The sequence below is a fragment of the Streptomyces megasporus genome (genome assembly GCF_000718985.1).
GTDB lineage: Bacteria > Actinomycetota > Actinomycetes > Streptomycetales > Streptomycetaceae > Streptomyces > Streptomyces megasporus.
This window is the reverse complement of the sequence record NZ_JODL01000027.1, coordinates 12,066-29,145: the sequence shown is the minus strand read 5'-3', so window position 1 is coordinate 29,145 and position 17,080 is coordinate 12,066. Positions and strand designations below refer to the sequence as shown.

The 17,080-nt window shown below is 73.5% G+C and carries 14 protein-coding genes; 13 read left to right on the top strand and 1 reads right to left on the bottom strand.

The features are described from left to right. Positions 1-372 (bottom strand): MmcQ/YjbR family DNA-binding protein, encoded by a 372-nt coding sequence (locus tag IF47_RS0121010; protein ID WP_031510448.1) that lies wholly within the window; start codon positions 370-372, stop codon positions 1-3. Positions 373-605: 233 nt separating this feature from the next. Between IF47_RS0121010 and IF47_RS0121005 the strand changes: the two genes are divergently transcribed. The 13 genes from IF47_RS0121005 to IF47_RS0120945 all read left to right on the top strand — a co-directional run bounded on the left by IF47_RS0121005 (position 606) and on the right by IF47_RS0120945 (position 17,080). Beyond that, positions 606-1,793 carry an ROK family transcriptional regulator gene (locus IF47_RS0121005; RefSeq protein WP_031510447.1) on the top strand — a complete coding sequence of 396 codons (1,188 nt, stop codon included), beginning with the start codon at positions 606-608 and terminating at the stop codon, positions 1,791-1,793. Positions 1,794-2,079: 286 nt separating this feature from the next. Further along, the gene (locus tag IF47_RS0121000; protein ID WP_031510446.1) at positions 2,080-3,612 is read left to right on the top strand and encodes a sugar ABC transporter ATP-binding protein; all 1,533 of its coding nucleotides are present in this window, start codon (positions 2,080-2,082) and stop codon (positions 3,610-3,612) included. Continuing rightward, positions 3,606-4,634, top strand: a complete 1,029-nt coding sequence (locus tag IF47_RS0120995; protein ID WP_211257240.1) for an ABC transporter permease — start codon at positions 3,606-3,608, stop codon at positions 4,632-4,634. Before IF47_RS0121000 ends, IF47_RS0120995 begins: the two co-directional genes overlap by 7 nt. Positions 4,635-4,747: 113 nt before the next feature. Beyond that, positions 4,748-5,797 carry a substrate-binding domain-containing protein gene (locus tag IF47_RS0120990; RefSeq protein ID WP_031510444.1) on the top strand — a complete coding sequence of 350 codons (1,050 nt, stop codon included), beginning with the start codon at positions 4,748-4,750 and terminating at the stop codon, positions 5,795-5,797. Between the two features lie 79 nt (positions 5,798-5,876). Beyond that, the gene (locus IF47_RS0120985; RefSeq protein WP_037733078.1) at positions 5,877-7,100 is read left to right on the top strand and encodes a Gfo/Idh/MocA family protein; all 1,224 of its coding nucleotides are present in this window, start codon (positions 5,877-5,879) and stop codon (positions 7,098-7,100) included. A 19-nt stretch (positions 7,101-7,119) separates the two neighbouring features. After that, entirely contained in the window at positions 7,120-8,127 is a 1,008-nt protein-coding gene (locus IF47_RS0120980) for a sugar phosphate isomerase/epimerase family protein (protein ID WP_031510442.1), read from the top strand. Between the two features lie 285 nt (positions 8,128-8,412). Beyond that, on the top strand, positions 8,413-10,830 hold the full coding sequence (locus IF47_RS0120975; protein WP_425423628.1) for a PQQ-dependent sugar dehydrogenase: 2,418 nt from the start codon (positions 8,413-8,415) through the stop codon (positions 10,828-10,830). A gap of 118 nt (positions 10,831-10,948) precedes the next feature. Further along, positions 10,949-12,292, top strand: a complete 1,344-nt coding sequence (locus IF47_RS0120970; protein WP_031510440.1) for a ThuA domain-containing protein — start codon at positions 10,949-10,951, stop codon at positions 12,290-12,292. A gap of 244 nt (positions 12,293-12,536) precedes the next feature. After that, on the top strand, positions 12,537-13,760 hold the full coding sequence (locus IF47_RS0120965; RefSeq protein ID WP_051717990.1) for an inositol-3-phosphate synthase: 1,224 nt from the start codon (positions 12,537-12,539) through the stop codon (positions 13,758-13,760). Then, on the top strand, positions 13,757-14,653 hold the full coding sequence (locus tag IF47_RS0120960; RefSeq protein ID WP_031510438.1) for an SCO3242 family prenyltransferase: 897 nt from the start codon (positions 13,757-13,759) through the stop codon (positions 14,651-14,653). Before IF47_RS0120965 ends, IF47_RS0120960 begins: the two co-directional genes overlap by 4 nt. After that, positions 14,650-15,531: a sugar phosphate isomerase/epimerase family protein gene (locus tag IF47_RS0120955; protein WP_031510437.1), complete on the top strand. Its 882-nt coding sequence runs from the start codon at positions 14,650-14,652 to the stop codon at positions 15,529-15,531. The genes IF47_RS0120960 and IF47_RS0120955 overlap by 4 nt, the downstream gene beginning before the upstream one ends. Next, positions 15,525-16,262 (top strand): EboA domain-containing protein, encoded by a 738-nt coding sequence (locus IF47_RS0120950; protein ID WP_031510436.1) that lies wholly within the window; start codon positions 15,525-15,527, stop codon positions 16,260-16,262. Before IF47_RS0120955 ends, IF47_RS0120950 begins: the two co-directional genes overlap by 7 nt. After that, positions 16,232-17,080, top strand: coding sequence for a TatD family hydrolase (locus tag IF47_RS0120945; RefSeq protein WP_031510435.1), 849 nt, complete (start codon positions 16,232-16,234; stop codon positions 17,078-17,080). Before IF47_RS0120950 ends, IF47_RS0120945 begins: the two co-directional genes overlap by 31 nt.

Sequence of the window (17,080 nt, the reverse complement as noted above, 5' to 3'; positions counted from 1 at the left end):
TCACCGCGAGCCCTCGGCCCCCGCGCCCGGCGCCAGTTCGGGGAACGCCTCGGCGAGCCGGTCGGGCGCGGCCTGTCGCCAGGAGTCGACGACGATGTCGCGCAGCTCCTCCGCGTCCTCCAAGGCCGCCAACCGCACCCGCACCCAGGCGGAGGACGCCTCGTGCGGGGGCACCCAGAACTTCTCCGGTTCGGCCGCGATCAGCTCCTCCCGTTCGTGTCGGGGGCAGCGCACCGCGATGGAGGTCTCGTCGTCGGGAACGGTGAGGTACATCTTCCCGGCCACCCGGAAGGTGGGCATGCTCCACGCCTCCTTCTCGATGGTCTCGGGAAGGGACAGCGCGATACGGCGGACGTCGTCGGCATCGATCACGGCTCCACGGTAGCCGGCGTCCGGACGCTCCGCTCGGAGCTTCGGCCATGACCCCGACCCATCTTTGTCCTCGATTCGGAAAAAGTGTGGGAGGTTTCCCGCGCAACTTCTTCCCAGCCCCGGAGGGCGCTGCTATGTTCCCCGTGAAAGCCCGGCGGACCACGGGAGTTCACCGAGGCCGGTACCGACGGCATTCCCCAGCCGAGGCGGGAAGGGAGGGCGGCGTGAGGCGGATGACGGCTCGACCCGCGAACGCGCACCAGGCCCGACTGCTCCGGCTGCTGCGCGACGGCGGCCCCAACTCCCGCGCCCAACTCGGAGATCTGGTCGACCTCTCCCGCTCCAAGCTGGCCGTGGAGATAGACCGCCTGCTGGAGACCGGGCTCGTGGTGGCCGACGGACTCGCCGCCTCGCGCGGCGGACGCCGCTCCCACAACATCCGGCTCGCGCCGGGGCTGCGCTTCCTGGGCATCGACATCGGCGCCACCTCGGTCGACGTGGCCGTCACCAACGCCGAGTTGGAGATCCTGGGCCATCTCAACCAGCCCATGGACGTGCGGGAAGGGCCGGTCGCCGTCTTCGAACAGGTCCTGGCCATGGCGGCCAAGCTCCGGGCCACGGGAGTGGCCGAGGGCTTCGACGGCGCCGGCATCGGCGTGCCGGGGCCGGTCCGCTTCCCTGAGGGCGTCCCCGTGGCACCGCCGATCATGCCCGGCTGGGACGGCTTCCCCGTCCGCGAGGCGCTCAGCCAGGAGCTGGGCTGCCCCGTCCTGGTCGACAACGACGTGAACCTCATGGCGCTGGGGGAGCGGCACGCGGGCGTGGCCCGATCGGTGCGGGACTTCCTCTGCGTCAAGATCGGCACCGGTGTCGGCTGCGGCATCGTCGCGGGGGGCGAGGTCCACCGCGGCGCGACGGGCAGCGCCGGCGACATCGGGCACATCCAGGTGGAGCACGGCCCGCAGGGCCGCCAGTGCGCCTGCGGCAACCGCGGCTGCCTGGAGGCCTACTTCGGCGGCGCGGCGCTCGCCCGCGACGCCGAGGATGCGGCCCGGGACGGTCGTTCGCCGGAACTCGCCGCCCGGCTGGAGTCCGCCGGACGTCTGACTGGGGCCGACGTGGCAGCCGCCGCGGCGGCGGGGGACACCACGTCCCTCGCCCTCATCCGCGACGGCGGAAACCGCGTCGGCCAGGTCGTCGCCGGTCTCGTCAGCTTCTTCAACCCCGGCCTGGTGGTGATCGGCGGCGGCGTGACCGGTCTCGGCCACACCCTGCTCGCCAGCATCCGCACCCAGGTCTACCGCCAGTCCCTGCCCCTGGCCACCGGCAACCTCCCCATCGTCCTCGGCGAGCTGGGGCCCGTCGCCGGGGTCATCGGCGCGGCCCGGCTCATCAGCGACCACCTGTTCTCCCCGGCCTGACGGCCGGACACGGCACCACCCGCACGGTCACGCACACGGCACCACCGGTACGACCCGCACCACCCGCGTCATCCGCACGTCCCGCACGGTCACGCACACCGCACCACGCCCGCGTCGAGTCGCACCACCGCACGGCGGCGCCCCCATGCCGCCGCGCCCCAGGCACCTCGCGCCTGTGGCACGAGCCGCACCGCACGCCGCACCACGTCCACCGCACCACACCGCACCGCTCGGCCTCCGCCTCGCCCTGCCCACCTCACCGGCCGCACCAGCCGAGGAGTCCGCCATGGCACCAGAGCAAGACCAGCCGCTCCCCGCCCCCCTCCTCACCATGTCCGGCATCACCAAGTCCTTCCCCGGCGTCCGCGCCCTCGACGGCGTCGACCTCGACATCGTGCCCGGGGAGGTGCACTGCCTCCTCGGGCAGAACGGCGCCGGGAAGTCCACCCTGATCAAGGTGCTCGCCGGAGCCCACCAACCCGACGAGGGCGAGGTCACCTGGCGGGGAAAGACGGTCCGGCCGAAGTCGCCCACCGCCGCCGTGCGGCTGGGCATCGCCACCATCCACCAGGAACTGGACCTGGTGGAGCACCTGTCGGTGGCGGAGAACGTCTTCCTCGGCCACGAGATCGCCACCGGCGGCTTCGTCCGGGCCCGCGAGGCCCGCGCCCGCACCGCCGCCCTCCTGACCCGACTCGGCCACGGGGAGATCGACCCGAACACCCTCGTCGGCGCCCTGCCGGCGGCCGGCCGGCAGATCGTCTCCATGGCCCGCGCCCTGTCCCACGAGGCACGCCTGATCGTCATGGACGAACCGTCCGCCGCGCTCGGCCCCGACGAGGTCGAGAACCTCTTCCGGATCGTCGAGGCCCTCACCGCCGAGGGCGTCGCCGTCCTCTACATCTCCCACCGCCTGGAGGAGATCCGCCGCATCGGCGACCGCGTCACCGTGCTGAAGGACGGCCGGACCGCCGCCCGCGGGCTGCCCGCCCGCACCACCCCCACGCGCGACGTCGTCGCCCTGATGACCGGACGCGACGTGGAGTACGTCTTCCCCGACCGCCCGGCCCGCCCGGCGGAGGCCGCGCCGGTGCTGCGGGTCGAAGGGCTCGCCCGGGAAGGCGAGTTCGCGCCGCTGGACCTGGACGTGCGCCCCGGCGAGATCGTGGGACTGGCCGGGCTGGTCGGCTCCGGCCGCTCGGAGATCCTGGAGACGATCTACGGCGCCCGCCGCCCCGACGCGGGCCGGGTCCTGGTCGACGGTCGCCCCCTGCGCCCCGGCAGCGTCACCGCCGCGGTGCGCGCCGGACTCGGGCTCGCCCCCGAGGAGCGCAAGACCCAGGGCCTGCTGCTGCTCGAATCCGTCACCCGCAACGTCACGCTGTCCACCCTGTCCCGCTTCGCCCGCGGCGGCCTGCTGGACCGCACGCGCGAGCGCGCGACCGCCCACGCGGCCGTCCGCGAGCTGTCGCTGCGCCCCGACGACCCCGACCGCCCGGTGCGCACCCTCTCCGGAGGCAATCAGCAGAAGGCCGTCCTGGCGCGCTGGCTGCTGCGCGACTGCCGGGTCCTGCTGCTGGACGAACCAACCCGCGGCGTCGACGTCGGCGCCCGCGCCGAGTTGTACGCGCTGATCCGTCGGCTGGCCGACGCGGGCCGGGCCGTGCTGCTGGTCTCCAGCGAGGTGCCCGAGGTCCTCGGCCTGGCCGACCGGGTGCTGGTGCTGCGCGAGGGCCGCGTCGTCCACACCGCCCCCGCCCGGGAGCTCGACGAGCACCGGGTACTCGACCTCGTCATGGAAGGGAGCACGCCGTGCTGAGCGCCGCGCCCACCGGGAAGCCCGCCAGGGAGGAGAACGCTCCCGCGCCCCCGCCCCGCCGGAGCCGGAGCAGGGGCCTGACCGTGGACCTGCACCACCTGTCCCTGCTCGGTGTCCTGGCCGTGCTGGTGGTCGTCGGGGCCGTCACGGTCCCCGAGCAGTTCCTGAGCGCCGGCAACCTCCAACTCGTCCTCACCCAGGCGTCCGTCATCGGCGTCGTCACCGTCGGCGTCACCTTCGTGATCATCGGAGGGGGCATCGACCTGTCCGTCGGCGCGATCGTCGCGCTGGCCTCGGTGTGGGCGACCACGGTCGCCACCCAGGAGTTCGGGACGGCCGGGATGCTGCTGTGCACGCTGCTGGTGGGACTCGGCTGCGGGCTCGTCAACGGCGTGCTCGTCGCCTACGGGCCGATGGTCCCCTTCATCGCCACCCTGGCGATGCTCGCCTCGGCCCGTGGCCTGGCCCTGCAGATCAGCGACGGGAAGACCCAGGTCGTCGAGGTCGACGCCGTGCTGGAGCTGGGGCTGCGCGACGCCTACGTGCTGGGTGTGCCCCCGCTGGTGCTGATCTTCGCCGCCGTCACACTGGCCGGTTGGCTGCTGCTGGGACGCACCACCTTCGGCCGCCGCACCGTGGCCGTCGGGGGGAACGCCGAGGCCGCCCGGCTGGCGGGCATCGACGTGCGCAGACAGCGGCTGCTGCTGTACCTGCTGTCCGGACTGTGCTGCGGCATCGCCGCCTTCATGCTGATCGTCCTCACCGGCTCCGGCCAGAACACCAACGGCAACCTCTACGAACTCGACGCCATCGCCGCGGCGATCATCGGCGGCACCCTGCTCAGCGGCGGCCGGGGCACCATCACCGGCTCCGTCCTGGGCGTGCTGATCTTCACCACCATCACCAACCTGTTCGCGCTCAACAACCTCCAGAGCGACGTCCAGCAGATCGCCAAGGGCGCGATCATCGTCGCCGCCGTCCTGGTCCAACACCGCACCACCGCGCGCTCCGAGGCCACATAGTCACGCAGCCACGTAGCGGCACCCGGTCCGCCGCGCACCCCACGGCCCCGCCGGACACCCCGGCGTCGGACACCCCAACGCAGTCCCGCACGTCGTGAACGAAGGGTCCAGCCATGTCCACACCCTCCCTCCCCAGCCGCAGAGGCCTGCTGTTCGGCACCGCCGCGGTCTCCGCGGGCGCCCTCCTCACCGGATGCACCAGCAACGAGAGCAACGAGAGCAAAGACGCCGACGCCCGGCAGGCCGACATCGCCGAGGACAAGCCCGGCAAGCCGGTCACCATAGGCTTCGCCGGCCCGCAGGCCGACCACGGCTGGCTCAACGCCATCAACGAGATGGCCGTCGGCCGCGCGGAGAAGTACTCCGACGTCACCTTGGAGACCACCGAGGGCTCCAACGACACCGCCCAGCAGATCGGCCAGATCGAGACCCTCATCAACAAGAAGGTCGACGTCCTGGTCGTCCTCCCCGCCGATGGCAAGGCCCTCACCCAGGTCGGGCTCAAGGCCATGCGGGCCGGCATCCCCGTGGTCAACCTCGACCGGATCTTCGCCTCCCCGCAGGCGTACCGCTGCTGGGTCGGCGGCGACAACTACGGCATGGGCCTCAACGCCGGGCGGTACATCGGCGAACGGCTGAAGGACAAGAAGAACGCCAAGGTCGTCGAGCTCGCCGGACTGGACAACCTGGAGCTGACCCGGCAGCGCACCCAGGGCTTCGACGACGCGCTGAAGAACTACCCGAACATCGAGAAGGTGGCCCGCCAGGCCGCCGAGTTCACCGTCGAGTCGGGCCAGGCGAAGATGGCCCAACTGCTGCGCGCCGTACCCGAGTTCGACGCGCTGTGGAACCACGACGACGACCAGGGCGTGGGCGCCGAACGCGCCATCCAACAGGCCGGGCGCGACGAGTTCTTCATGGTGGGCGGCGCGGGTTCGAAGCACGCCATGGACGCCATCAAGGCGGACGACACCGTGCTGAAGGCCACCGTGCTCTACCCGCCCACCATGGCGGCGTCCGCCATCGACCTCGCCCGCGCCCTCGGCCAGGGGAAGGGCATCGGCGGACTGGCCGAGTTCGAGATCCCGGCTTCCCTCACCCTCTACTCCGCCGTCGTCACCAAGGACAACGTCGACCGGTACCTGCCGACCGGCTTCCGGTGACCCGCACCCGGACGGCCCCCGCCGACGCGGGACCGCCCGGGTACGGATCCGACGGCGCGGACGACGATTTGGAGATCCCATGGACGTTTCCGACAACGAGAGCAAGCGACCCGCCCTCGGGGTGGGGATGGTGGGCTACGCCTTCATGGGCGCGGCCCACTCCCAGGCCTGGCGCACCGTCGCCCACGTCTTTGACCTGCCGCTGACACCCATGATGTCCGCCGTGTGCGGGCGCGACGCGGACGCGGTGCGCGCCGCGGCCGACCGACTCGGCTGGGCCGCGGCCGAGACCGACTGGCGCGCGCTGATCGCCCGCGACGACGTCCAACTCGTCGACATCTGCACCCCCGGCAGCAGCCACGCCGAGATCGCCATCGCCGCCCTGGAGGCCGGCAAGCACGTCCTGTGCGAGAAGCCGCTGGCCAACACGGTGGAGGAGGCCGAGGCCATGGCCGAGGCCGCCCGCGCCGCCCGGGCGCGCGGACAGATCGCCATGGTCGGCTTCAACTACCGACGCCTGCCGGCCCCGGCGCTGGCCCGCGGCATGGTGGAGGCCGGCCGGATCGGGGTCCTGCGGCACGTGCGGGTCACCTACCTGCAGGACTGGCTGACCGATCCCGGCTTCCCGCTGACCTGGCGGCTGCGCCGGGAACAGGCCGGTTCCGGAGCGCTGGGCGACATCGGCTCCCACGCCATCGACATCGCCCAGTACCTGGCCGGCGAGCCGCTGGCCGGGGTCTCCGCGCTGACCGAGACCTTCGTGCGGGAGAGACCGCTGCCCGAGGGGACCGCGGTGGGACTGTCGGGCACCAAAGGCGCCGGGCGGGGCCGGGTCACCGTGGACGACGCCGCGCTGATCACCGGGCGGCTCGCCTCCGGAGCGCTCGCCTCCTTCGAGGCCACCCGCTTCGCGACGGGCCGCAAGAACGCGCTGCGCGTGGAGCTCAACGGGGAACGCGGCTCGCTCGTCTTCGACCTCGAACGCCTCAACGAACTGCACCTCTACGACGGCACCGAGCCGCCGTCCACCGCCGGGTTCCGCCGCGTCCTGGTCACCGAACCGGACCACCCCTACCTGGAGGGCTGGTGGCCACCCGGCCACGGCCTCGGCTACGAGCACTCCTTCGTCCACCAGGCGCGGGACCTGCTGCTCGCCGTCGCCTCCGGGGAACCGCCCGAACCGTCCTTCGAGGACGGACTGAGGGTGCAGCGAGTGCTGGCCGCGGTCGAGGAGAGCGCCGCGAACAACTCCGCCTACACGCCCGTGCCGCCGGTGTCGCCGGCGGCCCCCGTCCCCGCCTGACGCCCTTCGAGGAGGCACCGTGCCCCGACCCTTCACCCTGTTCACCGGACAGTGGGCGGACCTGCCGCTGGAGGAGGTCTGCCGGCTGGCCCGCGACTTCGGCTACGACGGGCTCGAACTCGCCTGTTGGGGAGACCACTTCGAGGTGGACCGGGCCCTGAGCGAACCCGGCTACCTCGACGGACGCCACGCACTGTTGGAGAAGTACGGCCTGAAGTGCTGGGCGATCTCCAACCACCTCGTCGGCCAGGCCGTCTGTGACGCGATCGTCGACGAGCGACACCGGGCCATCCTGCCCGCCCGGATCTGGGGCGACGGCGAACCCGAGGGGGTGCGCCGGCGGGCCGCGGCCGAGATGGCCGACACCGCCCGCGCCGCCGCCGCCTTCGGGGTGCGCACCGTCGTCGGCTTCACCGGCTCGGCCATCTGGCACCTGGTCGCGATGTTCCCGCCCGTGCCGGAGGCCATGGTCGAACGCGGCTACACCGACTTCGCCGACCGCTGGAACCCGATCCTGGACGTCTTCGACGCCGAGGGCGTCCGCTTCGCGCACGAGGTCCACCCCGGTGAGATCGCCTACGACTACTGGACCACCCACCGGGCCCTGGAGGCCGTCGACCGGCGCCCCGCCTTCGGGCTGAACTTCGACCCCAGCCACTTCGTGTGGCAGGACCTGGACCCGGTGGGCTTCCTGTACGACTTCCGCGACCGGATCTACCACGTGGACTGCAAGGAGGCCCGGCGCCGGCTGGACGGGCGCAACGGTCGCCTCGGCTCCCACCTGCCCTGGGGGGACCCGCGGCGCGGCTGGGACTTCGTCTCGGCCGGGCACGGGGACGTGGTCTGGGAGGACGTCTTCCGGATGCTGCGCTCGATCGGCTACGACGGGCCCGTCTCGGTGGAGTGGGAGGACGCGGGAATGGACCGTCTCCAGGGCGCTCCCGAGGCGCTGACCCGCCTGCGGGCATACGACTTCGAGCCTCCCTCGGCCTCCTTCGACGCGGCCTTCGGAGGCGCCGGGGACTGAGGACGGCCCGGTGACCGGCCCGGCGGCGCACCGCGCCGCCGGGCGGCTCCCTCCTGCCTTCCCGCCCTTTGTCCAGGGGGAGGGAAAAGTCGACGCCTCGGATTTCGACGGGGTTTCCGGAATGGACGAACCCGGTTACGGTCCGTTTGAGATGTACCGGTCATCCTCGCCTCCTTCTCCCCGACCGGCCCCGGCGCGACGGCGCGCGCCTGTCACATCCCGTCATCCCTCCGGAGGACAACCGTGCACAGGAAACGCCCCAGACTCCGCAAGGCCCTCGCCGGCTTGACCAGTGCCCTCCTCGTCGGCGCGACCCTCACGCTCACCGCCCCGCACGCCGGAGCCCGACCGGCTCCGGCCGCCCCCACCGAAACCGCGGCCGAGGAGTTCCAGCAGGTCGCCCTCGCCCGAGGAGCCGCCGAGACCGGTGAGCCCATGTCGCTCGCCGTGCTCCCCGACCGGTCCGTGCTCCACACCTCGCGCGACGGCACGCTCCGCATCACCGACGCCGCGGGCACCACCCGGATCTCCGGGAAGGTCCCCGTCTACACCCACGACGAAGAAGGCCTCCAAGGCGTCGGCGTCGACCCGGACTTCGCCGAGAACCGGGCGATCTACCTCTACTACGCCCCACCGCTCGACACGCCGCCCGGCGACGCCCCCAATGAGGGAACGGCCCGGGACTTCGCCCCCTTCGAGGGCATCAACCGCCTCTCCCGCTTCGTGCTGAAGGACGACGGCACGCTCGACCCCGCCAGCGAGAAGAAGGTCCTGGACGTACCCGCCACCCGCGGCATCTGCTGCCACGTCGGCGGCGACATCGACTTCGACGCCGAAGGCAACCTGTACCTGTCCACCGGCGACGACTCCAACCCCTTCGCCTCCGACGGCTACACCCCCATCGACGAACGGGCGGACCGCAACCCGGCCTACGACGCCCAGCGGACCTCCGGCAACACCAACGACCTGCGCGGCAAGATCCTGCGCATCAAGGTCGCCGACGACGGCTCCTACACGATCCCCGAGGGCAACCTCTTCCCGCCCGGCACCGAGCGGACCCGCCCCGAGATCTACGCCATGGGCTTCCGCAACCCCTTCCGGATCAGCGTGGACAAGCCCACCGGCACCGTCTACGTCGGCGACTACGGCCCCGACGCGGGCACCGCCGACCCCGCCCGCGGCCCCGCCGGGCAGGTCGAGTTCGTCCGGGTCACCGGCCCCGGCAACTTCGGCTGGCCCTACTGCATCGGCGACAACGACGCCTACGTCGACCACGACTTCGCCACCGGAGCCTCCGGCGAACCCTTCGACTGTTCCGCGCCGAGGAACACCTCGCCGAACAACACCGGCCTCACCGACCTGCCTCCGGCGCAACCCGCCTGGATTCCCTACGACGGCGGTTCCGTCCCCGAGTTCGGCGACGGCTCCGAGTCCCCGATGGCCGGACCGGTCTACCGCTACGACGCCGAGCTGGACTCCCCGGTGAAGTTCCCCCGGGCCTACGACGGCGACTTCTTCGCGGGCGAGTTCGGACGGCGCTGGATCAAGCGCGTGGAGCACGACGCGGACGGCACCGTCCGGTCCGTCAACCCCTTCCCCTGGACCGGCACGCAGATCATGGACATGGCCTTCGGACCGGACGGCGCGCTGTACGTCCTCGACTACGGCACCGCCTGGTTCGGCGGCGACGAGAACTCCGCGCTCTACCGGATCGAGAACGCCACCGACGGACACTCGCCCGTCGCCCGGGCGGCGGCCGACCGCACCTCCGGCCGGGCCCCGATGAAGGTCTCCTTCTCCTCCGCCGGCAGCTCCGACGCCGACGGCGACGCGCTGACCTACTCCTGGGACTTCGGCGACGGCACCACGTCCACCGAGGCCGACCCCACCCACACCTACCGGAGGAACGGCACCTACACCGCCACCGTCACCGCGAAGGACCCCTCCGGCCGCACCGGCTCGGCCTCCGTCCACCTCACGGTCGGCAACACGGCGCCCAGGGTGACCCTCGAACTCCCCGGCGACGGGCAACTGTTCGCCTTCGGCGACGAGGTGCCGTTCAAGGTCAGGGTGAGCGACCCCGAGGACAGGAGGATCGACTGCTCCCGGGTCAAGGTCACCTACGTCCTCGGCCACGACAGCCACGGGCACCCCATCACCTCCGCGACCGGCTGCTCCGGCACCATCAAGACCGCCGCCGACGGCGAGCACGACCCGAACGCCAACATCTTCGGGGTCTTCGACGCCGAGTACACCGACCTGGGAGCGGGCGGCCTGCCGGCGCTGACCACCCACGACCAGAACGTCCTCCAGCCCAGGCACCGACAGGCCGAGCACCACGGCGACTCCCACGGCGTGAGCGTCGTGGAACACGCCCCGGCGCACGGCGGCCGGGCCGTGGGGGACATCCACGACGGCGACTGGATCTCCTTCGAGCCCTACCGCGTCGACAACGCCACCTCCCTCACCGCGCGGGTGGCGTCCGCCGGCTCCGGCGGCACCCTGGAGATTCGCACCGGATCACCCACCGGCAGGCTGATCGGCTCCGCCCGGATCGAACCCACGGGCGGCTGGGAGAAGTACACCGACGTCACCACCCCCATCAAGCGGGCACCGTCCGGCACCACCACGCTCTACCTGGTCTTCAAGGGCGGCGACGGGGCGCTCTACGACGTCGACGACTTCACCTTCACCACCGGCTGACGTCCCGCACACGGGCCGTGTCCCTGGCCCGCCGCCCGGGATGCGGCCCCGGACCGATTCCCGCGAGCCGGGGCGGGCTCCGACCGGCCGCCCGCCCCGCCCGAGGAAGGACATCCGCATGCACACAACCGCACGCCTCGCCACGGCCGCGGGCGCCGCGGCCCTGGCGCTGGCCGCCACCGCACTGCCGGGCGGCGCCGTCCAGCCGGACCCGCGCGGCCCCCGCGCGGAGGAGAGCCGCGTCCTGGTCTTCTCCAAGACCGCCGGTTTCCGCCACGACTCCATCCCCGACGGCATCGCCGCCGTCCGCGACCTCGGCGCGCGGAACGGCTTCACCGTCGACGCCACCGAGGACGCAGGCGCCTTCACCCGGAAGAACCTCGACCGCTACGCCGCCGTCGTCTTCCTCTCCACCACCGGCGACGTCCTGAACACCGCCCAGCAGAGCGCCTTCGAACGCTACATCGAGAAGGGCGGCGGGTACGTGGGCGTCCACGCCGCCGCCGACACCGAGTACGACTGGCCCTTCTACGGCGGACTGGCGGGCGCCTACTTCCGTTCCCACCCGCACATCCAGCGGGCGACGATCGAGGTCGAGGACCGGGCGCACGCCGCGACCGCCCACCTGGGCGCCGTCTGGGAACGCACCGACGAGTGGTACGACTACCGCACCAATCCGCGCGAGCGGGCCCACGTCCTCGCCACCCTCGACGAGTCCTCCTACACCGGCGGGACGATGGGGGAGGACCACCCCATCGCCTGGTGCCAGGAGTACCGGGGCGGCCGGGCCTTCTACACCGGCGGCGGACACACCCGCGAGTCCTACGCGGAACCGGCCTTCCGCGCCCACCTGCTGGGCGGCATCCGCTACGCCATCGGCGCCGCCCGGGCCGACTGCCGCCCCGAGAACGGCCACACCCCGCTCTTCGACGGCACGGACACCCGAGGCTGGAAGCAGGCCGGACCGGGCTCCTTCACGCTCCGGGACGGAACACTGACCTCCGCCGGAGGCATGGGCATGCTCTGGTACGAGGCGAAGGAGTTCCGGTCCTACTCGCTCAAGCTCGACTGGAAGACGGCCGGAGACGACAACTCCGGGGTCTTCGTGGGCTTCCCGGCCTCCGACGACCCCTGGTCGGCGGTGCACAACGGATACGAGATCCAGATCGACGCCACCGACGTCCCGGAGAGGACCACGGGATCGGTGTACGGCTTCCAATCCGCCGACATCCGGGCCCGCGACAGGGCGCTCAACCCGCCGGGGGAGTGGAACACCTACGAGATCCGTGTCGAGGGCGAGCGGCTGAGGGTCTGGCTCAACGGCGTGAAGATCAACGACTTCACCAACGCCGACCCCGCGCGCAGCCTGCGGCAGGGACACATCGGGATCCAGAACCACGGGGACGGCGACGAGGTGTCCTTCCGTCACATCCGGGTGAGGGAACTGCCCTCCGGAGACTGACCGCGGGCCCAAAGCCAGGCCGGGCCACGCCGGGCCGGGCCGCCGGCGACCCGGCGGCGGGAGGGGGGACCGCCGACTCCCCGCCCGCCGCCGACCCCGCGCCGACCCCACTCCACCGCCGCGCCGCTTCCGCACCACGGCCCGCCCGTGCGCCCCCGCGGCACCCACGACCGCGCACCACACCGGCACCACACCGGCACCGCGCCCGAGCGACGCCGTGCCGCTCACTCCTCGGGAGGCAGCCATGACCACCGACCACCACGACCGGTCCTCCTCCTCCGGCGCGCCCCGCCGGCCCACCGCCTCGACGCGCCCCACCTCCCCGGACCGCGACCCCGCCCACGGCCCCGCCGCACGGGAACCCCGCACCGGGATCTGGCTGATCGGGGCGCGGGGGTCCGTCGCGACCACCGCGGTGGCCGGATGGGCGGCGATCACCGCCGGGCTGCACCCGCCCACCGGCATGGTCACCGAGACCGCGCCGTTCGCCGGCTGCGGTCTCCCGCCCCTGGCGGCCCTGGTCTTCGGCGGCCACGACACCGCCGACTGCCCCCTGCCCAAACGCGCCGAGGCACTGGCTGCGACCGGGGTGCTGCCGCACGGACTGCCGGCCGCCGTCCACGCCGAACTGACCGCCGCCGACGCCGCGATCCGCCCCGGCGGACCACACCCCGGCGACCGCCGCACCGACGGTGAACTGATCGACGCCTTCGCCGCCGACCTCACCGCCTTCACCACCGACCACGGACTGACGCGCACCGTCGTCGTCAACGTCGCCTCCACCGAACCCGTGCCCGATCCCGCCGGCGACCGGCTGCCGCCCAGTTCCCTCTACGCGGCGGCGGCGCTCCGCGCCGGCTGCCCGTACGTCGACTTCACCCCGTCCGCCGGAGCGCGCCACCCGGCCCTGACCGACCTCGCCGCCCGCTGTGGACTCCCGTACGCCGGTCGCGACGGCAAGACCGGGCAGACCCTGCTGCGGTCGGTGCTCGCGCCGATGTTCCACCAACGCGCCCTGGCGGTGCGGGCCTGGTCCGGCACCAACCTCCTCGGCGGCGGGGACGGCGCCTCCCTCGCCGACCCGGCCGCCGCGGCGGCCAAGAACGCGGGCAAGGCCCGGGTCCTCGCCGACACCCTCGGCGAACTCCCGGACGGAGAACTGCACATCGACAACGTGCCGGCCCTCGGCGACTGGAAGACGGCCTGGGACCACGTCGCCTTCGAGGGCTTCCTCGGCTCGCGGATGGTCCTCCAGACGATCTGGCAGGGCTGCGACTCCGCCCTCGCGGCCCCGCTCGTCCTCGACCTGGCCCGACTGGTCGCCGCCGCCCACGCCGCCGGACTCTTCGGCCCCCTCCCCGAGCTCGGCTTCTTCTTCAAGGACCCGGACCCGGGCGCCTCCTCCTCGCTGGCGGACCAGTGGCAGGAGCTGCTGGCCTTCGCCGACCGGCTTCGGGAGGAGGCGTGACCCCCCGGCCCGGCCGCGGGCGGGCCTGGGCCGAACTGCTGCGGATCTCGGCGCTGTTCACCGTGCCCGGCGACGCGCTCGCGGGCGCGACGGCCGCCGGACGGACCCCCGGTCGCGGCACCGCGCTCGCCGTCGGCGCCTCCCTCTGCCTCTACGAGGCGGGCATGGCGCTCAACGACTGGGCCGACCGCGACACCGACGCCGTCGAGCGACCACACCGCCCGCTGCCGTCCGGCCGCATCGCGCCCGGCGCGGCCCTGGCGGCGGCGGGCGGGCTCACCGCCGCCGGACTGGCCCTCGCCGCCGCGGCCGGACGTCCCGCCCTCGTCACGGCCGGGGCCCTCGCCGGCGCGGTCTGGGCCTACGACCTCGCCCTGAAGAACACCCCCGCCGGCCCCGCGGCCATGGCCGCCACCCGTGCCCTGGACCTCCTCCTCGGCGCGACGGCCACGGCCCCGGCCGACCCGCGCGGCGCCGTGCGGAGCGCGCTGCCGTCGGCCGCGCTGCTCGGCGCGCACACCCTCGCCGTCACCTCCGTCTCCCGGCGGGAGGAGCGAGGCGGCTCCGCCCTGCCGCCGCTGGCCGCACTGGCCGCCACGGCCGCGATCACCCGCGCCGTGGCCGGTCGGCCCGCCGTCCCCCGAGGGCTCCGCGCGTCCACCACCGCCGGACTCTGCGCCGCGTACGGCGCGACCGCCGCCCGACCGTACGCGCACGCCGCCCTCAACCCGTCGCCGCAGCTCACCCAGCGGGCCGTCGGCGGCGGAATCCGCGCCCTGATCCCGCTCCAGGCGGCGCTCGCCGCCCGCGCCGGCGCACCGGCGACCGCGCTGCCGCTGCTCGCGCTGCTGCCGATCGCCCGCCGCCTGTCGAGAAAGGTCAGCCCCACATGACCCTCCCGCACACCCCCCTGAGACTGGCCTACGGCACCAACGGACTCGCCGACCTGCGCCTCGACGACGCCCTCGACCTGCTCGCCGACCTCGGCTACGACGGCGTCGGCCTGACGCTCGACCACATGCACCTGGACCCGCTCGCCCCGGCCCCCGAGCTGGCCGCCCGGACCCGGCACGTCGCCCGCCGCCTGGAACGCCTGGGACTGGCCGTAGCCGTCGAGACCGGGGCCCGCTACGTCCTCGATCCCCGCCGCAAACACCACCCCACCCTCCTCGATGCGGACCCGGACGCCCGCGGCGCCCGCGTCCGGCTGCTGCTGACCGCCGTACGGGTCGCCGCCGACCTCGGCGCGACGGCCGTGCACTGCTTCAGCGGACGCACCCCGCCCGACACCGACGAGGAGACGGCCTGGAAACGGCTGGCGGAGGCCGTCGCCCCCGTCCTGGAAGCGGCACGCGCCGCGGGCGTCCCGCTCGCGGTCGAACCCGAACCGGGCCACCTCCTCGCGGACCTGGCCGGCTTCCACCGGCTCCGCGCGGACCTCGGCGACCCCGACGGACTGGGGCTGACGCTGGACATCGGCCACTGCCAGTGCCTGGAGCCGGACCCGCCCGCCGACTGCGTCCGAGCCGCCGCGCCCTGGCTGCGCCACGTCCAGATAGAGGACATGCGCCGCGGGGTCCACGAGCACCTGCCCCTCGGAGAGGGGGAGATCGACTTCCCCGCGGTGCTGGCCGCGCTCCACGAGGCGGACTACGGAGGCCTGGTCGGCGTCGAACTGCCCCGCGACTCCCACGCCGGCCCCGACCTGGCCGCCGCGTCCCTCGCCTTCCTCCGCGCGGCGGACCCGACCGCCGGAGGCGCACCGTGCTGACCGACGAGACCGTCGCCGCCCTCCGGAAGGAGCTCGGGGCACGGCTGGACCGGGCGGGCCGGGAGTGGCTGGACCGGGCCCTGGCCGAGGCCGCGCGAGCGGCGGAGGAGGGGCCGGGGGAGAGCCCCGCCGCACGCCCCGCCGCCTGGGAGCTCCGCTTCGCGTCCGCCGGCCGTCACTGCCGTCCCGCCGACCCCGCCACGTCGACCGCCGACGCTCCGGTCGAGGTCCCGGCCGACCTCCCGCTCGACACCGCCGACGCCGTCCGCGTTCTGCTGCTCCACACGGCACGCGCGGACGCCCTCCGCGCGGCACGGCTGTACGAGCGCGGAACCGCCGCCGAGCGGCGCGCCGTCCTGCTGGCCCTGCCCCACCTCGACGTCGGCGACGCCGCCGTGCCGATCGTCGAGGACGCCCTGCGCACCAACGACACCCGGCTGGTGGCCGCAGCCGTCGGCCCGTACGCCGCCGACCGCCTCGACGCCCACACCTGGCGGCACGCCGTGTTGAAGTGCCTGTTCACCGGGGTGCCGGTGGCCGCCGTCGCCGGGCTGGACCGTCGCGCCCGCGGCGACGCCGAACTGGCCCGCATGCTCCGCGACCACGCGGCCGAACGCACCGCCGCCGGACGTCCCGTCCCCGCCGACCTCCACCGCGTACTGGACCTGACCGCCTCCACCCCCCACCCCGAGGAGGACCGATGCGCATCTTCGACCCGCACATCCACATGACCTCCCGCACCACCGACGACTACGAGGCCATGTACGCCGCCGGAGTCCGGGCCGTCGTCGAACCGTCCTTCTGGCTCGGCCAGCCCCGTACCTCGCCCGAGACCTTCCTCGACTACTTCGACTCCCTCCTGGGCTGGGAACCCTTCCGCGCCGCCCGGCACGGCATCGCCCACCACTGCACCATCGCCCTGAACCCCAAGGAGGCCAACGACCCGCGCTGCGTCCCCGTCCTGGACGAACTGCCCCGCTACCTGGTCAAGGACGGCGTCGTCGCCGTCGGCGAGATCGGCTACGACTCGATGACGCCGGCCGAGGACACCGCACTGGCCGCCCAACTCCAACTCGCCGCCGACCACGACCTGCCCGCGCTCGTCCACACCCCCCACCGCGACAAGCTCGCCGGACTGCTCCGCACCCTCGACGTCGTGCGGGAGTCCGCGCTCCCGGTGGAGCGCGTCCTGCTCGACCACCTCAACGAGACCACCGTGAAGGCGGCCAAGGACGCGGGCTGCTGGCTCGGTTTCTCCGTCTACCCCGACACCAAGATGGACGAGGACCGCATGGTCGCGATCCTTCGGGAGTACGGGCCGGAGAAGGTGCTGGTCAACTCGGCCGCCGACTGGGGCAGGAGCGACCCGTTGAAGACCCGGAAGGTCGGCGACGCCATGCTCGCCGCCGGTTTCGACACGGACGACGTCGACCGGGTGCTGTGGCGCAATCCGGTCGCCTTCTACGGACTCGGCGGCCGGCTCGCCCTCGACGTGGCGGACCCCGGAGCGACCCACGAGGGCAACTCGATCCTGCGCGGGGGGAGTTGA